Origin of the sequence: Acinetobacter tandoii DSM 14970 = CIP 107469, from assembly GCF_000400735.1 — a bacterium.
Taxonomy (GTDB): Bacteria; Pseudomonadota; Gammaproteobacteria; order Pseudomonadales; family Moraxellaceae; genus Acinetobacter; species Acinetobacter tandoii.
This window is the reverse complement of sequence record NZ_KE007368.1, coordinates 185,500-203,887: the sequence shown is the minus strand read 5'-3', so window position 1 is coordinate 203,887 and position 18,388 is coordinate 185,500. Positions and strand designations below refer to the sequence as shown.

Here is an 18,388-nt window from a genome sequence, read left to right as displayed (position 1 = left end):
GCGAACTAGAACAAGAGCAAAGTTGAAATGATCAATACATGGACGACCCATCAAATCAGCAACCAATTTGATGAAAAACAGGACTATAACCTATTTAGCACCGATCAGGTTCTACAAGAAATATTGACTCGGTATGGCAGTCAGGATCAGGCCGCTTTGGCAGAGTTGGGACAAGTCGCTGGCTCGGCAGAATATTATCAATATGCCGATCAAGCTAATCAGCATCCCCCCATTTTACATGCCTTTGACGCACGTGGACGTCGTAAAGACTTTATTGAGTTTCATCCCGCATGGCATCGATGGATGGCATTAAATCGCAACTATGCACTACATGCTCATCCATTTTTAGTCCAGCAACCTAAAGCGGCATGGGTGGATTGGGCGGCACGTTTTTATCTGAGTGGACAAGTCGAATGTGGCAGCTTGTGTCCTACCGCGATGACGCTCGGCAGTATTCCATTACTGCAACGTGAGCCTGAACTGTGGGAAAAAATTGGCACTCAGTTATTATCAACCGAATACGATGAGTGTGATGTACCAATTAGTCAGAAAAAATCAATTTGGCTGGGTATGGGCATGACTGAAAAGCAGGGTGGTTCAGATGTACGAGCCAATCAAACCCTAGCAAAACCTGTTGCTATCGCGGGACGAGGACATGCTTATTTGCTGACTGGTCATAAATGGTTTTTCTCTGCACCGATGTGTGATGCTCATTTGGTGGTGGCACAAACTGAACAAGATGGTTTGGCATGTTTCTTTGTACCGCGTTGGCTAGAAGATGGCAGTAAAAATGCCATACAGGTACAGCGTTTAAAAAACAAAGTTGGGAACCGTAGTAATTCTAGTTCTGAGGTTGAGTTTAAAGAGGCGTGGGGCATTATGGTTGGTGAGGTGGGGCGTGGTATTCCCACCATTATTGAAATGGCAAATTACACCCGACTCACTTGTTCGGTAGGCAGTAGTGCTATGTTGCGACAAGCTTTGGTGCAATGCCTTGCTTATACCCGACAGCGTAAGGCTTTTGGAAAACATTTGTCTGAACAACCGTTGATGCAAGCCGTTTTAGTCGATGTAGCTTTGGAAACAGAAGCCGCAGTACAACTCAGTTTCCATTTGGCACATTGTTATGAACAGGATAATGCTTTATCGGTGGCATGGAAAAGAATAATGACACCTGCTGCCAAGTTCTGGATTTGCAAACGTGCGGTGGAACTCTCTGGTGAAATGATGGAGGTTTTTGGTGGCAATGGTTACGTCGATGCAGGAATTATGGCGCGAATTTTTAAAGAAGCGCCTGTAAATACCATTTGGGAAGGTTCAGGCAATGTCATGTGTTTAGATGTATTGCGGGCGATTCAACGTGAACCAGAATCCATGCAGGTGTTGTTGCAGTCTTTCGCGGATGCAAGCCATCAGCAGCCATTATTAAAAACAGAACTGCAACAATTGCTACAGTTATTCCAGCAAACGCCTGAACAACTGCAATTTATGGCTCGTAGTTTGGTTAGTCGATTGGTCATCTTGGCACAAGCCAGTTTATTGCAACAGTATGCCCCAGCATTTATTGCAGAAGCATTTATTCAATCTCGTTATCAGGCATTTCATGGGCGTGTGGTGGGGATGCTTGAAATACAACCATCTGATGTTAATAGAATTTTGGAGCGCGTGTTGGCTCTTTAAAAAGTTGGAATTGGGCATAATTGTTATTTGGTTTATTTTTTAAGCAAAAATGTAAGCCATAGCGTACAAACAATGAAGGATTTTGCGTATAGGCAACCTTTTTGAAATCACCTATCATGCATTTCATTCAGGAACAGGATGTTCCAGAACATTCACGGATTGAAATGTTCTAAAGCAAGGATCGTTTTGGTGCAACAGGAAGTTATACCGAGCAACGAATATGGAAAAAGCCCGACAGGATGTTGGGCTTTTTTTATTTGCTATATCACCATCTTTTTAAGCAACTAAGCCTATTAAATCTGAAGTAAATTAAATTCTTGTAGAGCTAAAACTTCACAATCAAGGTACTCATTGCCTCTTCATTGAAGTATTGAATTAATGCTTCGGGTAAATGGCTAAAGCCTTCAATCAGATGCACCTGATACGTAATTTTCCCTTGCGTTAAATATTCTGCCATCACTCGATTTGATTCATTCATAAACTCTAAATAAGGACTTAGCATGGTGCCGTGTATGCTTAGGTAGCGATGCTGAATTTGCTTGCAAGAGAGTGCAGGGTGAGAAATTTGATGATGTGTTAATTGCTTATCTAATACGATGACACGCCCGAAAGGATTCATCTGCGGATAAACCAGCTTTTGCAGCGGTTCATCTTTGTTATCAAAAAAGATGTCTATACCGTTTGGGGTTGCACTGCTTAATTGCGTTGCAGAATGTGAGTTATTCACATGAATGGCTGCATCAAAGCCCAATTGATTCACCAAGTGCTGGCATTTCTTATTGGAGTCTGAACAGCCAATAACTCTCAGCCCTTTGGCTTTTGCGAGTTGACCGAGTAATGCGCCTAATGTGCTTGCTGCATTGGCAATCAAGAGCGTTTCTCCTGCTTTCGGTTGAGCAAGCTTGATTAACCCAATATAGGCCGTAAGCCCAGTAAAATAGAAGAGAGCAAGGATGGCTTCAGCAGGTAGGCTAGAATCGACAATATACATTTCAGAATGGCCCAAAACATATTCATGCCAGCCTGTAATTCCCACCACCTGAGCTCCTACAGGAAATTGAGGATTTAAGGACTCAATGACCTCACCTACGCCATAAGATTGAAGACTTTCGCTATATTGCGTAGAGGTAAATGAATTGTAATGTCTTTGTTGTAACCAATAAGGCATGACAGGGTCTAAGCAGATATGCGTCTGCCTAACCAAAAACTCACCCACAGTTAAATTTGGCAAAGACAAGGGAACCATATCAAATATATCCATACTCAGTTTTCCTTGTGGATATTTGAACAACCTAAATGCTTGATTCCTCATCATTATCATCCTTTTACAGTTGCTTTCTTCAGATTGATATTGCACGGATTAAGCCAAAGCATTGGATAAAAAAGATTGTTAATCTATTGTTCTTGTTGATACCTGCTTAAAGGATTAAATAGCTTTAACGCTCATTCTTTTTATTGATTGGATGAGGCCTTTATCCTGTCTGTTTTTTCCTTAGAACGTTGGGTGATTAAGGTGGTATCCAAGCTGAATGACCCAACGACAGGGTTGATGAATAGATTGACGAATTTTCAGTATTTTTAAAGCCGAAAAGTTTGTCAGAGGGTGTAGATAAACGTATGTGCTAGATTGATTTTAAAATGTACAGCGATTGTATTTCAATCTGAATTTGATCCATTTTCTGTATTATTGTTCTTTCAATTGAGCACGTAAGTGGTTGAGTTCATCACGTAACTGACTCACTTGGTCGGGTGCACATTGAATGGCTGCCAGAATCTGTTCAGGAATAGGCATGACGGCTTGTTTTAAAGCACGTCCTTCAGCTGTTAGATAAATTAGGACACGTCGTTCATCTTCAACCGAGCGTTTACGTTCAATAAAACCCAAACTTTCTAGCCGTTTTAATAAAGGGGTAAGGGTAGAAGATTCTAAAAAAATCCGCTGTCCAATTTCTGAAACAGTCAGTTGATCTTGCTCCCATAAAATCAGCATCACCAAATATTGTGGGTAGGTGATGCCATGAGGTTGTAATAATTTTCGATAGTACTGATTCAGCGCAAGATGAGTTGAATATAAAGCAAAACAAAGTTGATTATCGAGCTTTAATAACTCCTCTTGATTTGACATTTGGCGATACCAATCTATGAAATGATTTCTATTATAACTTTAAGCCAGCATGGCCGACATAGCTATCTGCACATTCAGATGCTTAGGCGAAATTTTAATGAGATTATTTCTATTGAGGTTATGGGTGTGGAACGCTAGGAAAGGCGTCTATTCTCACCTAAATCCGCTTGTAAAATAGTCAGAAAAGCGTATGATCTTTTCCTGCTATAAATGCAGGAAAATTGAAAGTCTGTATTCAAAAGGTGAAAAAATGGCCAAACAGAAACGACAAGCAGAACTTGTCATACATAACTTTGTGGCAAAACACATGCATGAAGTCAACAAAAGCCACGTTTTTGTAGATCGAAAGAAAAATGCAAAACGAGGTTATAGCAAACATAAGCAAGGGCGATATTCTGAAGATTATCGCCCTTTTTTATTGCCACTCTTTACGGCAGGATTGGTGTATTAGGCACCTACAATACGGGTACTCGATTTCACCATATCGGCTAAACCGTGAGTTTTGAAATAATATTCCATCCAGCTTTTCACCATGAGTGGATTACTCATTTTTAAAACACGATCGAGTTGTTCTTGAGCATCCGACATCGGAACATGACAAATCGCTTTGCGGACACGTAAGATGTTACTTGAACTCATCGATAGCGTATTAAAGCCCATTGCCATGAGCAGGACGGCAGACAGCGGATCGCCAGCCATTTCACCACAAATACTGATAGGCTTATCGTATTTATGGCACTCTTGAACCAAACGCGTCAAAGCTCTTAAAATCGAAGGATGAAAGTGCGAGTAGACATTGGCAACACGAGGATTATTACGGTCAACCGCCAATAAATATTGGGTTAAGTCATTCGAACCCACCGAAAAGAAATCCACTAATTCCGCAAACTCTTCAATTTGCAAAAGCACACTTGGGACTTCGACCATAATACCGATTTTCGGTTTATTGATTTTAACCTGTTCTTCTTCTTGCACCGCTTGCCAGTCACGATCGAGTAAGTATAGGGCTTCCTCAACCTCACTGACACTGGTCACCATCGGCAATAAAATATGCAGATTATTTAGCCCAATGCTGGCTTTGAGCATGGCACGAATTTGTGAAGAAAAAATTTCGGGATGATCTAAGGTAAAACGGATACCTCGCCAGCCCAAAGCAGAGTTTTCTTCTTCAATCGAGAAGTAAGGTAAATCTTTATCCGCACCAATATCGAGGGTACGCATCACCACAGGTTTGTTGGCAAAGTGGCTGAGCTGCTGACGGTAGATGGCACGTTGTTCCTCTTCCCCAGGGAAGCGGTCACGGAGCATAAACGGAATTTCAGAGCGATATAAACCTACGCCTTTGGCACCACGTTGTACACCACGCACTACATCAATCATCAGACCTGTATTCACATAAAGAGGTACAGCAATACCATCAGGCGTCATCGCATCTTTGGTCTCATATTGTTTGAGATCTTTGGCAATTTGCTCTTCTTCTTTTTGAATTTCTTTATAGCGGGTACGTAAACGACGTGGCGGATTAATAAATACACGACCCTGATGTGCATCGACGATCATCTCAGCATCATCAAGGGTATTAATTGGTAGTTCAGTCACCCCAACTACGGTTGGAATTCCCAGCGCACGTGCCACAATAACCATGTGTGAATTCATCGCCCCTTCGCTGGTCACGATGGCTGCAATTTTGTCGACAGGCAATTCAACCAAAGCAGCAGTCGAGATTTCTTCACCAATTAAGATGCTTTCATCTGTCAGTTCACGGTGGCTAGAATCAGCTTCTTGTAAAAATGCCAAAATACGTCGACCTAAATCTTTCAGGTCTGCCACGCGTTCACGTAAATAGTCATCTTCCATTTGTGCAAATAGCGCAATATGGTTTTCAATGACAATACGGACGGCACCTTGTGCCCAATTACCGTCACGAATTTCTGATTTAATTTCAGCAGGAAGGGCATTTTCGTCCAACATGCGCAAGAATACGCTAAACAATGCACGTTCTTCTGCCATTAAGGCATCTTGCATTTTATCATCTAGCGATTGAATTTCTTCTCGAACAGATTTGAGTGCGCTATCTAGTAAAGCCAATTCTTCGCTGATGTCATCTGCTTCACGGTCAGGTACTGCCGATAAATCGGCAGGAGGATATAAAATGACAGCACGACCTAAGGCAATTCCGCCTGAGCCAGACACCCCTTGGAAGGTTTTATAAGCAGGCAGGTTGCTTGGTTTACGGAAGACATCAATATTGCCAACAGCATGTGCGTGTGCGATTACGCCTGAAAGCTGTGCACAGAGTGTGACAAGAAAGGATTCAGCGGCTTCACTAAAATCTTGTTTATCTTTATTTTGGACCACCAAGACACCCATCACCTTGCGGCGGTACATGACAGGTACACCAAGGAAAGAATTATAAATTTCCTCCCCTGTTTCTGGCAGGTACATAAAGCGTTCATGCTTGGGTGCATCATCTAAGTTGACGATTTCTTCACGTTGTCCCACCAGACCCACCAAACCTTCACCTGTATGTAAGGAGACATGTCCAACAGATTCTGGGTTTAGACCTTTAGAGGCCATGAGTAGGTAACGTTGGTTACGTTCATCTAAAAGGTAGATCGAGCAGACATCTACATGCATCGCTTCAGCGACCTGATTGACCATAATGTCGAGTGATTCATGCATACTGGTGGACGCATTGATTTCTTGAACAATACGTCTAAGGGTATCCAGTTGCATGTTCGACATAGAGTCTGCTCCCAAAAAAAGTGTAAATTAGTTTTATTTATAGCAATAGTGTCTTAAAAAATCTGCATATTTATACAATTTTTTTAAGGTTTTTTAATGGGTAATTGATTGCACAATTCCACCATAGCTTTACGATAAACATCTCGCTTGAAATTCACCACCTGTCCTAAAGGATACCAATAGCTAACCCATTGCCATTGGTCGAACTCAGGTGGATCGGACAAATTCAATTGAATATGCTGTACCGAAGCGGTTAACTTGAGTAAAAACCACTTTTGTTTTTGACCTATACACACGGGGTCTGAATCCGCACGTATATACCGATGTGGCAAACGATAGCGCAACCACCCTTTTGTTTGCGCTATGATTTCGACGTGTTCGGGCAGTAAGCCAACTTCTTCTCTCAGCTCACGATAAAGTGCCTGTTCAGGGGTTTCTCCATATTGGATACCTCCTTGTGGAAATTGCCAAGCATTGTGTCCAATGCGTTTTGCCCATAAAACCTGTCCAAAGTCGTTTGCCAAAATGATCCCGACATTGGGTCGGAAACCTTCAGAGTCGATCATTTGGCTACCTAAATTTTGTGTAATATTGTGGCTTCGCGTTCGGGGAGTGTTATTTCTTTATCCAACTCGAACTAAAACAAAGCTAAAATGTTAAAATTGCTATGATCTTAACGAATTTCTATCGACTAGCGGAGATAGATTTACAATTTTTTTCTTAAATTTCAGTTTTTACGAGTATTTTCATGAAATTGGCGCTATTTGATCTCGATCACACCTTACTGAATACCGATTCAGATCATTCTTGGGGAGAGTTTTTAGTCAATGAAGGACTGGTCGACCCCATCCGCCATCGTCAAATGAACGACAAATTTTATGAAGACTATAAGGCAGGGCAATTAGACCCGATTGCCTATAATGAATTTGTATTTGAATTTTTGACCCAGCATGACAACCCGTATTTGACCGAATTACATGAATTGTTCATGCAGAAAGTGATTCGCCCTCAAATGCGCCCTGAGGGTTTCGCTGCTATTGAAAAGCATCGTGAAGCAGGCCATGCCTTGGTCGGAATTACCGCCACTTCAGATTTTATTACTGCACCGATTTTTCGTGAATTTGGTATTACTGAAATTATTGCCACCAATGCAGAAGTGGTTGATGGGAAGTACACAGGTAAAGTGATTAATATTCCTTGCTACCAAAAAGGCAAATTGGCGCGTCTAGATTTATGGTTGGCAGGTCGTGAGGTGAGTGAGTCTTGGGCTTATTCAGACTCCATCAATGACCGTTTTTTATTGGAATATGCAGACCACGCCATTGCCGTCAATCCAGATGATCGCTTAGAAGTCTTGGCGAAAGAACAGGGTTGGGATATTCAAGACTGGTCGATTGTCTAAATTATTATCATCAGACATTAATGCTAAACAGCAGGGGGTGACTGAAATCTGCCTCTGCTTTTTTTGTATCAATATTAAAGATATTTAACAGTTTTAAGCTGTTAAAGTTGCTATGCTAATTTTGAAAATAAGAAAATTAAAGGACATGAGCATGAATCAAGTTCGACCAAGAATGACACATTTATTTGAACAACTCGGTTTAGATGCGAGTGAAGACGCAATAGCGTTATTTATAGTGACCCATCAACTAAACGCACAGACACATATTGTACAGGCAGATTATTGGAGCGAAGCGCAACGTCAATTTTTAGAAGAAAAAATTCAGTCTGATGGCGAATGGGCGATTGTCGTGGATCAGTTGAATGAATCTTTGCATGAAGAGTCGGTGATAAAAAATAAGATATAATTAAGCTGTGGCGATGAAAGTTTTTTGCGCCACACAATAAATGAATACATTAAGAAGAAATATATGTCTTTAGATCAACAATTTGTTTTACCCTCGGCATCTTTAGAGAATTCAATCTATCAACTTGAGCAAGATCGAGCCATGTTTGTTGGTGCGAAATATCAATCTTATTATCAAAAACAATTTGAAAAAATCACCCCAAAGAAACAGTATGCAGGTTTTAATATTGCGGCCTTTTTCTTAGGGGTGATTTGGTTATTTTACCGAAAAATGTATAGCTATGGCTTTATGGCAATCGCTTTGATTCTTGTGATTGGGGTGATCGAAACACTCTTGGGGATTGAAGGTTCTGGTTCAACGATTGGCTTAAGTGTGGCATTCGGTATGTTTGGAAATACTTTGTATAAGTATTATGTGGATAAACAGATTGCCAAGATACGACAGTTAGGCAACGCTGACATCAGCACCGAATTAGAAAACCGTGGTGGAACCAATTTCATTGCTGGTTTAATTCTGTTTTTGATGGTACTGGGGCTGATTGCGCTTCAAATCTTTGCATCTTAAGACTGGGTTAAAATAATAAAAAGCCATCTTTAAAGATGGCTTTTTATTATTTTGGAATTTTATTTCATCATTTCAATTAGTTCTAACACTGCTTTTGACTGTGTCCGCCCAGGGTGCCAAACCATACCCAATTGACGATTCATTTCAAAACGAATATCGAGTTGCTGTAAATCTTGATTGAGCAAGGTTTGTGGTAAGACAGACCACCCCAGACCAATTGAAACCAACATTCGAATAGATTCTAGCGGGTTATTGCTCATTGTAATTTTGGGCTTTAACCCCTGTTTTTCAAATTCAGCCAAGGTTATTTGGCTGGTATACGTTTGGGCAGAGGGCAAAAGACTCGGATAGGCAATCAAATCTTCCAATTTCAGGTTTTTCTTTTGAGCCAAAGGGTGAAAGGGGGCTGCAACAAACACCAGAGGATCATTCCAAATGGTGACATAATTGAGTCGATCATCACCTTGCGGAGGTAGTGTCAGAAAAGCCAGTTCTAAATCACCTGCAAGGACTTGTTCATGTGCTTGTTCAGAATCGACAAAATGAACGTCTAAGGTGACTTGTGGAAATTGTTGTACATAATTGCGTAAATGATGTGGGAGATGATGTAGACCAATATGGTGACTGGTGCCAATCTTGAGTTTACCTTGTACCTGGCCTTGTTCATGGCTCAGGGTATGGTGAATATCGCCGAGTTCATTTAGCCAGTTTTTAACTTTTGGTAATAAAGAGTGTGCGGCATGGGTCGCTTGAACGCCACGTCCTGCCGATTCAAATAATTTCACCCCAAAATAATCTTCTAAACTATGAATACGTTTGGTGACCGCAGGTTGGGTAATGAACAGTTGGTCTGCTGCCAAAGAAATTGAACCTGTTTCCATGACTTTTACAAATGCTTCAAAGGCAGCCAGATTCATAGAAATAATCCATAAAGTTTTTTTATATGTAATCTATTATTTAGAAACTTTTAGAATTTATCAAATAAAAAAAGCACCCGTAGTCCGAGTGCAAAGAGGGAAGCGTGCTCAAGTTCATGTAAATTAGACTGAATTTTTTGGAACTAGTGTGCTTTGGTCGTCACTTTTATCCCAGACTTTTTCGTGGAAGAAAAAGGCAAATGCTTGAACCGTTGGTTCGAGTAAACTTAAAGTGATGGCCATGATCAGGCTACCAGTCACAAAGTATCCGACCAACATCGCGACACTGATATGCATAATGTAATAACTAAGGGTTTTCTTTAAAGTGCGTTGGTTGTGTTGAATAAAATGATAAAGATGTGCCATGAGATAGTCCTTGAGCTGCGCTGTATATGCAAAGAATAATGATTTTCATTAAATCTGTAAAAACGAATATATTTTTTAAATTAATCGAATAATTAGATGGTGAGTCGGTATTTGAATTATTCCAAAAAGTTTTTAAATTTATAAAAATGATAAATTAGATTTATATTATTTCAGCGTTATAATCACCTAAAGTAAAGCAATTACCCAGTTCTATGGAGCGCGTCGACATGGCAGGCAAAACCTTATATGACAAATTGTGGGATGACCACTTAGTAAAACAACGTGATGATGGTTCGTGCTTACTTTATATCGACCGTCATTTATTGCATGAAGTAACTTCACCGCAAGCCTTTGAAGGTTTACAACTTGCTGGACGTCAACCTTGGCGTTTAAGTGCGAATGTCGCGACTCCTGATCATAATGTACCGACCTCAAAGAAAGAGCGTGAGCAAGGTATTGCAGGGATTGAAGATGACACTTCACGTATTCAAGTGCAAACCTTGGATGACAACTGTGAAGCCTTCAATATTGTTGAATTTAAAATTAATGATATCCGTCAAGGGATTGCACATGTCGTTGGACCCGAACAAGGTTTAACTTTGCCGGGCATGACCGTGGTATGTGGAGATTCACATACCGCAACACATGGTGCTTTTGGCTGTTTGGCGCATGGGATTGGCACTTCAGAAGTTGAACATGTATTGGCAACCCAATGCTTGGTTCAAAAGAAAATGAAGAACATGTTGGTTCGCGTGGATGGTACTTTAGGCCAAGGTGTTACACCCAAAGATGTGGTGTTAGCGATCATTGGTAAAATTGGCACAGCGGGTGGTACAGGTCACGCGATTGAATTTGGCGGTCAGGTGTTCCGTGACATGTCGATTGAAGGCCGTATGACCGTGTGTAACATGGCGATTGAGGCGGGTGCACGTGTAGGTATGGTTGCTGTTGATGACAAAACCATTGCTTATGTAAAAGACCGCCCTTATGCACCAAAAGCGGAACAGTGGGATGCTGCGGTTGAGTATTGGAATACTTTACATTCTGATGCCGATGCTGAATTTGATACCGTCGTGGTATTACAAGGCGAAGAGATTGAGCCACAAGTGTCTTGGGGAACTTCTCCAGAAATGGTGATTCCAGTATCACAAGCGGTACCAACTTTGGCACAAGCGAAAGATGACGTACAGCGCAATGACTGGACACGCGCTTATAACTATATGGGCTTAGAAGCGGGTCAAGCATTATCTGATATTCAATTGGATCGTGTATTTATTGGTTCATGCACCAATTCACGGATTGAAGACATTCGTGCAGCGGCAGAAGTGGTAAAAGGTCGTAAAGTTGCTGCTAGTATTAAACAAGCGATGGTAGTTCCTGGTTCTGGTTTAGTCAAAAAACAAGCTGAAGAAGAAGGTTTAGATCAAGTTTTCTTGGACGCAGGTTTTGAATGGCGTGAACCGGGCTGCTCAATGTGCTTGGCGATGAATGCAGATAAATTACAGCCGGGTGAACATTGTGCTTCGACTTCAAACCGAAACTTTGAAGGTCGTCAGGGTAATGGTGGGCGCACGCATTTGGTGAGTCCAGCAATGGCAGCCGCTGCGGCAATTGCAGGTCATTTTGTTGATGTTCGTACATTCTAATTGGACTAAGGGGAGCAAAACATGAAAGCTTATACCGTTGAACAAGGTATTGTTGCACCATTAGACCGTGCCAATGTCGATACAGATTTAATTATTCCAAAGCAGTTTTTAAAATCAATTAAACGCACAGGTTTTGGTGATAATTTATTTGATGAATTACGCTATTTAGATGAAGGTTATCCGGGACAAGACAATTCAAAACGTCCGAAAAACCCAGATTTCATCTTAAATCAGCCACGTTATCAAGGCGCTTCTGTACTCATTTCACGTGCCAATTTTGGTTGTGGTTCTAGCCGTGAGCATGCACCTTGGGCATTGGAAGAATATGGTTTCCGTACCGTGATCGCACCAAGTTATGCTGACATTTTCTTTAATAACAGCTTTAAAAATGGCATGTTACCTGTGATTCTCTCTGAAGAGATTGTGGATCAGTTATTTAAAGAATGTTTTGCGACTGAAGGCTATCAGCTCACAATTGATTTAGATGCACAAGAAGTTCGTACACCAAGCGGTGAAGCGTTCAAATTTGAAGTTGATCCCTTCCGTAAGCATTGCTTATTGAATGGTTTGGATGACATTGGTTTAACTTTACAAGCACAAGAGGACATCCGTGCTTATGAAGCAAAAACTAAACAATCACGCCCTTGGGTTTTTCAAGAAATTCAAGGCTAAAGGTTGCATATTTAGTCATGACAACACCGCCCAACTCTTGCTAACATCAGGGGCATCATCAACATGATAAATGCTTTATTACGCAAGGTTGGGCTAGCAAAATGACGAAAGTTTTCGGTCAATGTGTCGTTGCGGGATTGTTGTGCAGCGCACTGAGTGCATGTCAGTGGGTGGATAGTGCACGTATTAAGCAAGTGGAATATACCGAAAGCCCATCATCAAATGCTTTGATTTATTGTTCTGGAACACACAATTGTGAATTCGAGCGTTTAGGCAATATTTTTATTGTCGATGAGCGAACCCATAGGGTCAATCCTGAGGCAATTAATAAAGGTCTAGTGCGTTTGCAGGCAAAAACCTTGAATCAGCCGAATGCTTTGTATTTATCTGCACCTGCGAAACAACAAGAGTTGGTGATTCGATTTTATCCGATTTCACCCGATCGGGCAGAAACTTTACATGTAATTCATGCCTTTAAAGCCAAACAAACTTATACCTTTAAAATGTATCGCGATCGAACTCGGCAACATGTCAGTTTATTAAATGCTTCTGCTCCAGATCCGTTGTGTGTCGATTTGCAGCAAGAACAAAAAACAATTCGTCGCTTTTGCAGACCCTATGACCCGCAAACAGGGTTAGGTGAGTTTGTAGAGCAAAAAATTTAATCTCTAAACAGTCCTAGTACTGATGAAATAATGGAAGTTCTCATGTCTAAACAAATTTTGATTTTGGCGGGTGATGGTATTGGTCCTGAAATTGTCAAGGCCGCGGAGCATGTACTCGATCGGGTCAATGAAAAATTTAATTTAGGTCTCACATGGGAACATGGCCTATTGGGTGGTGCAGCAATTGATGCACATGGTGAACCGTACCCAGCGGTAACTGCGGAGCAAGCAAAAAAAGCCGATGCAATTCTGTTGGGTGCTGTGGGCGGTCCAAAATGGGACACAATTGAGCGCTCAATACGTCCAGAACGCGGTTTATTAAAAATCCGTAGTGAATTGAATTTATTTGCAAATTTACGTCCTGCGATTCTTTACCCACAATTGGCAGATGCATCGAGCTTAAAACCTGAAATTGTGGCAGGCTTAGATATCTTAATCGTGCGTGAATTAACGGGTGGTATCTATTTTGGTCAGCCACGTGGTATTCGTGAACTCGAAAATGGTGAGAAGCAAGGCTTTAACACTGATGTATATTCAGAGTCAGAAATTAAGCGTATTGCTAAAGTTGCTTTTGAATTGGCAGGTTTACGTGGTGGTAAAGTTTGTTCAGTGGATAAAGCCAACGTACTTGAAGTGACTGAACTTTGGAAGCAAACCGTTACTGCATTAAAAGAAGAGCAATACCCTGAGATTAATTTGTCACACATGTATGTCGACAATGCAGCCATGCAGTTGGTACGTGCGCCTAAGCAGTTTGATGTGATTGTAACGGGCAACTTGTTCGGTGATATCCTTTCAGATGAAGCGGCAATGTTAACTGGTTCAATCGGTATGTTGCCATCAGCCTCTTTAGATGAAAATGGTAAGGGTATGTATGAGCCATGTCATGGTTCAGCACCAGATATCGCTGGTCAGAACGTCGCGAACCCATTGGCAACTATTTTGTCGGTTGCCATGATGTTGCGCTATACTTTCCGTGAAGAAGCTGCTGCACAAGCCATTGAAGACGCAGTAGGGCAAGTTTTGGATCAGGGTTTACGTACTGCTGACATTATGTCAGACGGCATGAATAAGGTAGGTACAGTTGAAATGGGACAAGCGGTAGTTGCTGCACTCGCATAATCTCCCTATCATGTAAAAAAACGCAGCCATCGCTGCGTTTTTTTATGAGCAAAGAATATTAATCAATAGGAGAACCAGTAAATCAGCTCATGTTTGTAGACTAAAGGTATTACAAGCTTATTCGCTGAGAAGGAGGGATGATAGATCGTCGTGATTATTCTTGATGCAAGGTCAAAAGTAAATTTCTGTCTAGAGCGGTGCAGTGAATGGATGAAAAAGATACAAATCAGTCTGTCTATGAGCAATGTTCAAGTTCAGCAAAATATGCTTAGATAGGAAAAATAATAAGCGATTTGGATAATTTCATGCACAAGATCATATTGACGCTGCTCTGCGCGACTATCGCAACCTTTAGCTATGCAGATAACTGTGATAATGCCCGTAATACCTATGACGATATCTACTGCACCAATAAAATTTATGCCAGTGCAGATGCCGATTTGAATAAGAACTATCAGCAATTACGTAAACAACTCAATACAGCACAACAGAAAATATTGAAAAAGTCGCAATTGGCGTGGATACGTCAACGCGATGCGGAATGCACTGATGATGTACAAAGTACTGTGAATGTGCAGTGTCGTTTAACTACTACACAGGATCGTAACCATTGGTTACAGGAGCGTTTACGTGAATGCCAAACGGTAGGTTGTAAAACCTCACGTTTAGGTGACTAAGCGCAAAAAATGACGATATAAAAAAAGCCACATAATGTGGCTTTTTTTGCTTTCACTAATCAGAGCTTAGCGTGCACGATAAGTGATACGACCTTTCGTGAGGTCGTAAGGGGTCATTTCTACCTTCACACTGTCGCCAGTTAAAATGCGGATATAGTGTTTACGCATTTTACCAGAAATGTGGGCAATCACTTCGTGACCGTTTTCTAAACGTACACGGAACATCGTATTAGGAAGCGTTTCGGTGACAACGCCTTCGAACTCAATGAGTTCCTCTTTATTGGCCATAGCCTACCTGATGATCAAATTGGAAAGGGGCAAATTATAGTCAATTTTTTAGAAAAAATCAAGAATCAAACCCTTGAGAGTGAGTTAGCTGGCAGTAAATTAAGCGAACTGATGGTTTCAAAAAATTCCTGAAAAATTTGACTATAGATGTTGTCAGTTTGGTCAATCGCAGTTAATCTAAATTTATTGTTTTAGGTATAAATGAATCACATACAAGGAAGGTCATTGCGTGGGTCAGCTAACGGATGCATCGGTTGTACTACGATTGGGCTATCAGGCGATTCGTCGTTCAGGATTACCAACCGAAGAAATTTTAACAAAAGCAGGGGTGGCCTTAAATCAAGTTCAGGCCAATGATCGTACCCCATTAAATGCACAGTTTGCTTTTTGGACAGCAGCCGAAGATGTCAGTAAGGACCCTGATATCGGTTTGCATTTGGGTGAGCATTTGCCTTTATATCGTGGGCAGGTGATTGAGCATTTATTTATTAGCAGTGAAAATTTTGGTGAAGGACTTAAGCGTGCTCTGGCTTATCAGCGTTTAATTAGCGATGCCTTTCATGCCCGTTTGATTGTTGAAGATGATCGTTGTTATTTGACCAATGGTGAGCAACCGTGGGCAGAAAATTTAATTAATCGTCATTTCTCTGAATGTGCCATGTCGGGGATCCTACGCTTCTTTAAGTTTATTACAGAAGGGCGTTTTCAGCCATTGTATATCGACTTTAACTTTTCTCAAGGTGCGTCAGATGACGAATATTTCCGTGTCTTTGAATGCCCTGTGAGCTTGGGTCAAAAAGAAACGCGACTGTATTTTGATCCAGCGATTTTGGATTATCCGTTGTGGCAAGCTGAGCCTGAGTTATTGCAATTGCATGAGCAACTGGCAATTGAAAAACTACAAGAGCTAGCACGCTATGACTTGGTGGGTGAAGTGCGCCGTGCGATTGGTTCAACCTTAGAAAGCGGTGAAACGACTTTAGAAACGGTTGCAGCACATTTAAATATTACGCCACGTCGTTTACGCACTCAACTGAGCGAAGCGAATACCAGTTTTCAGCAGATTCTTTCTGATTATCGATGTCGCTTGGCCAAGAAACTGTTGGCAAATACCAGTGAGAGTGTAGAACGGATTGTCTATTTAACAGGTTTTTCAGAGCCGAGCACGTTTTATCGTGCATTTAAGCGTTGGACCAATGAAACGCCTGTTGAATATCGCAAGCGTAAACAACGTTAATCTAAAAGTTAAAAAACCTCCCATATGGAGGTTTTTTTATTATGCGTGTTACATTAATCTGGCATGTTTAACCAATGCGGACCTAAAGGTACTTTGGGTAAATCGAACTGCGCTGGATAGTCGGCATGAATAAAATATAAACCATCGGGTGGGGCTGTTACGCCTGCCGCTTTACGATCTTGTGCCACAAAAATTTGGTCAATATGGTCAATGTCATACATACCTTGTCCAATTTCCAGCAAACAGCCCATAATGTTACGCACCATATGGTGTAAGAAGCCATCTGCTTGAATATCAAGCACCAAATAAGCACCATGTCGAATTAAGCGACAATGACTCACATGGCGTACAGGTTGATTGGACTGACAAGCCGCAGCACGAAAACTCTCAAAATTATGCGTACCTTCAAACTTTTTTGCAGCCGCAATCATTTTGTCTACATCGAGTGTGTAGTGAGCATGAGTCACTTGTTTGTGCAGTAAAGCTGGGCGTTGTGGATGGTTATAGACCACATAGCGATAACGACGTGCTTGAGCCTTGAAACGGGCATGAAACTCATGATCCATTTCCTTAATCCACTGGATGGCAATATCTTTAGGCAGTTGACTATTGGCACCCATGAGCCAGCCACGTAGCGGTCTGATGGCATGCGTATCGAAATGCGCCACCATATTGGTCGCATGTACACCTGCATCGGTACGACCTGCACCATGCAGGATAATCGGTTCGGCTGCAATTTTACTCAGGATAGTTTCAAGCGTTTCTTGCACGCTAATCACACCTGCTTGTTGGGTTTGCCAACCACGATAAGCTGCGCCTGAAAATTCGATGCCAATGGCAAAGCGTTGCATAGATCTATTTACCTTTGATTAAACCGAGTCATGCCAGTGGCTAAAGCATTGATCAATGGAATCATGCTTCAGATACATCAACAGTGCTTTGGCATATAAATCAGCATGGCTGATACAATCACTCACCATTACGCCTGCTTCCTGAATCCAACTGCTAATCGCATAGCGTTGGTCGGTTTTGCCAAAGCTGACCTGAGTGGTAAGTAACACCATACACCCTTGCTGGCGAAGCTGTTGAAAGAGTGCTATACATGCAGCATTGACCGCCAGATTTCCCGTACCAAACCCTTGCAAAATAAGAAACTGAGGAGGATGCTGCGCGATAGTTTGTAGATTCAGTAATTGCTGATCTAGAGCAATTGGCTGCATCATTAAATTTAGACAATTGAACTGATCTGCTTTGATTAGATCTTCAGCTTTGACTAAATACGCCGAACTCGGTTGAGGCAGTTCGTGTTGGCTATTCAAACCTGCAAAGGCATCTAATTCTGTGGTGTGTTGCTTTAACACACTGCGTCCATGTAACAGTTGTTGATGGAAGGCAAGATACACGCCAACAGGTTGAGTATGAACTGCGTGCAGTGCGAAATTCAGGTTGTCGATAGCATCAGTAAATTCACGTGTGTCGCTGCCCTCAACATTGAGTAAAGGGTATTGACTACCTGTGAGTACGACATGTGCAGATTGACCTAAAAATCTGGAGAGAATCGCACTGGCATAGCTGAGAGTGTCCGTACCATGAATAATGACAAAATGCTGAAATTGTTGTAATTGCAGTTGTTGTATAAATTGAACCAATTGCAACCAATCAGCAGGTGTACAGGCACTACTGTCTTTAATGACAGGTGCAACCATGCATTCAATGGCAAGATCCAGTGGTAAAACTTTCTCAAGTTGAGGCAGAAATTCTGTTGCAGGCATCGGGCTAAGGGGTTCACCTACACAGCCAAAGGTGCCGCCCATATAAATCAAAGCAATTTTTTTCATCATAAAAAAAGCAGTCAAGTATGACTGCTTTATAGTAG

General features: G+C 41.5%; 20 protein-coding genes. 11 read left to right on the top strand and 9 right to left on the bottom strand.

The window, feature by feature from the left end:
• Window positions 1–27 precede the first annotated feature (27 nt).
• Window positions 28–1,680, top strand: coding sequence for an acyl-CoA dehydrogenase family protein (locus tag I593_RS14320; protein ID WP_016168301.1), 1,653 nt, complete (start codon window positions 28–30; stop codon window positions 1,678–1,680).
• A 325-nt stretch (window positions 1,681–2,005) separates the two neighbouring features.
• Here I593_RS14320 and I593_RS14315 read toward each other — a convergent pair whose 3' ends face one another.
• Together I593_RS14315 and I593_RS14310 are read right to left on the bottom strand one after the other, a co-directional pair.
• On the bottom strand, window positions 2,006–2,992 hold the full coding sequence (locus I593_RS14315) for an MDR family NADP-dependent oxidoreductase (RefSeq protein ID WP_026440900.1): 987 nt from the start codon (window positions 2,990–2,992) through the stop codon (window positions 2,006–2,008).
• A gap of 372 nt (window positions 2,993–3,364) precedes the next feature.
• Complete coding sequence (locus I593_RS14310) at window positions 3,365–3,805, bottom strand: MarR family winged helix-turn-helix transcriptional regulator (protein WP_016168299.1); 441 nt, start codon at window positions 3,803–3,805, stop codon at window positions 3,365–3,367.
• 250 nt (window positions 3,806–4,055) lie between these two features.
• Here I593_RS14310 and I593_RS14305 point away from each other — a divergent pair, with 250 nt between their 5' ends.
• Window positions 4,056–4,256: a DUF7230 family protein gene (locus I593_RS14305; protein WP_016168298.1), complete on the top strand. Its 201-nt coding sequence runs from the start codon at window positions 4,056–4,058 to the stop codon at window positions 4,254–4,256.
• Here the strand turns inward: I593_RS14305 and ptsP are convergent.
• Entirely contained in the window at window positions 4,253–6,550 is a 2,298-nt protein-coding gene (gene ptsP / locus I593_RS14300) for a phosphoenolpyruvate--protein phosphotransferase (protein WP_016168297.1), read from the bottom strand. The two genes, I593_RS14305 and ptsP, sit on opposite strands and share 4 nt — an antisense overlap.
• A gap of 83 nt (window positions 6,551–6,633) precedes the next feature.
• Window positions 6,634–7,116, bottom strand: coding sequence for an RNA pyrophosphohydrolase (locus I593_RS14295; RefSeq protein WP_016168296.1), 483 nt, complete (start codon window positions 7,114–7,116; stop codon window positions 6,634–6,636).
• A 182-nt stretch (window positions 7,117–7,298) separates the two neighbouring features.
• On the opposite strand from I593_RS14295, the gene I593_RS14290 reads away from it, so the two are divergent.
• The 3 genes from I593_RS14290 to I593_RS14280 all read left to right on the top strand — a co-directional run bounded on the left by I593_RS14290 (window position 7,299) and on the right by I593_RS14280 (window position 8,922).
• Entirely contained in the window at window positions 7,299–7,952 is a 654-nt protein-coding gene (locus I593_RS14290; protein WP_016168295.1) for an HAD family hydrolase, read from the top strand.
• A gap of 151 nt (window positions 7,953–8,103) precedes the next feature.
• Complete coding sequence (locus I593_RS14285) at window positions 8,104–8,358, top strand: DUF2789 domain-containing protein (RefSeq protein ID WP_016168294.1); 255 nt, start codon at window positions 8,104–8,106, stop codon at window positions 8,356–8,358.
• 63 nt (window positions 8,359–8,421) lie between these two features.
• Complete coding sequence (locus I593_RS14280) at window positions 8,422–8,922, top strand: DUF2628 domain-containing protein (protein WP_016168293.1); 501 nt, start codon at window positions 8,422–8,424, stop codon at window positions 8,920–8,922.
• A gap of 59 nt (window positions 8,923–8,981) precedes the next feature.
• On the opposite strand, the gene I593_RS14275 is transcribed toward I593_RS14280, so the two are convergent.
• Window positions 8,982–9,839, bottom strand: coding sequence for a LysR family transcriptional regulator (locus I593_RS14275; RefSeq protein WP_016168292.1), 858 nt, complete (start codon window positions 9,837–9,839; stop codon window positions 8,982–8,984).
• Window positions 9,840–9,962: 123 nt separating this feature from the next.
• Window positions 9,963–10,205: a DUF2061 domain-containing protein gene (locus tag I593_RS14270; protein WP_016168291.1), complete on the bottom strand. Its 243-nt coding sequence runs from the start codon at window positions 10,203–10,205 to the stop codon at window positions 9,963–9,965.
• Between the two features lie 227 nt (window positions 10,206–10,432).
• Here I593_RS14270 and leuC point away from each other — a divergent pair, with 227 nt between their 5' ends.
• The 5 genes from leuC (at window position 10,433) to I593_RS14245 (ending at window position 14,987) form a co-directional block, all read left to right on the top strand.
• Complete coding sequence (gene leuC, locus I593_RS14265; RefSeq protein WP_016168290.1) at window positions 10,433–11,851, top strand: 3-isopropylmalate dehydratase large subunit; 1,419 nt, start codon at window positions 10,433–10,435, stop codon at window positions 11,849–11,851.
• 21 nt (window positions 11,852–11,872) lie between these two features.
• On the top strand, window positions 11,873–12,523 hold the full coding sequence (gene leuD / locus I593_RS14260; protein WP_016168289.1) for a 3-isopropylmalate dehydratase small subunit: 651 nt from the start codon (window positions 11,873–11,875) through the stop codon (window positions 12,521–12,523).
• Window positions 12,524–12,624: 101 nt separating this feature from the next.
• Window positions 12,625–13,188, top strand: a complete 564-nt coding sequence (locus tag I593_RS14255) for a hypothetical protein (RefSeq protein ID WP_016168288.1) — start codon at window positions 12,625–12,627, stop codon at window positions 13,186–13,188.
• Window positions 13,189–13,230: 42 nt separating this feature from the next.
• Window positions 13,231–14,310 (top strand): 3-isopropylmalate dehydrogenase, encoded by a 1,080-nt coding sequence (leuB, locus tag I593_RS14250; protein ID WP_016168287.1) that lies wholly within the window; start codon window positions 13,231–13,233, stop codon window positions 14,308–14,310.
• 305 nt (window positions 14,311–14,615) lie between these two features.
• On the top strand, window positions 14,616–14,987 hold the full coding sequence (locus I593_RS14245; RefSeq protein WP_016168286.1) for a lysozyme inhibitor LprI family protein: 372 nt from the start codon (window positions 14,616–14,618) through the stop codon (window positions 14,985–14,987).
• Between the two features lie 66 nt (window positions 14,988–15,053).
• Here the strand turns inward: I593_RS14245 and infA are convergent, their stop codons facing one another.
• Window positions 15,054–15,275, bottom strand: a complete 222-nt coding sequence (gene infA / locus I593_RS14240; RefSeq protein WP_001284370.1) for a translation initiation factor IF-1 — start codon at window positions 15,273–15,275, stop codon at window positions 15,054–15,056.
• A gap of 229 nt (window positions 15,276–15,504) precedes the next feature.
• Here infA and I593_RS14235 point away from each other — a divergent pair, with 229 nt between their 5' ends.
• Complete coding sequence (locus tag I593_RS14235) at window positions 15,505–16,512, top strand: AraC family transcriptional regulator (protein ID WP_016168285.1); 1,008 nt, start codon at window positions 15,505–15,507, stop codon at window positions 16,510–16,512.
• A 53-nt stretch (window positions 16,513–16,565) separates the two neighbouring features.
• Here I593_RS14235 and truA read toward each other — a convergent pair whose 3' ends face one another.
• Window positions 16,566–17,363 (bottom strand): tRNA pseudouridine(38-40) synthase TruA, encoded by a 798-nt coding sequence (gene truA / locus I593_RS14230; protein ID WP_016168284.1) that lies wholly within the window; start codon window positions 17,361–17,363, stop codon window positions 16,566–16,568.
• Window positions 17,364–17,381: 18 nt separating this feature from the next.
• Window positions 17,382–18,353 carry an asparaginase domain-containing protein gene (locus tag I593_RS14225; protein WP_016168283.1) on the bottom strand — a complete coding sequence of 324 codons (972 nt, stop codon included), beginning with the start codon at window positions 18,351–18,353 and terminating at the stop codon, window positions 17,382–17,384.
• Window positions 18,354–18,388 lie beyond the last annotated feature (35 nt).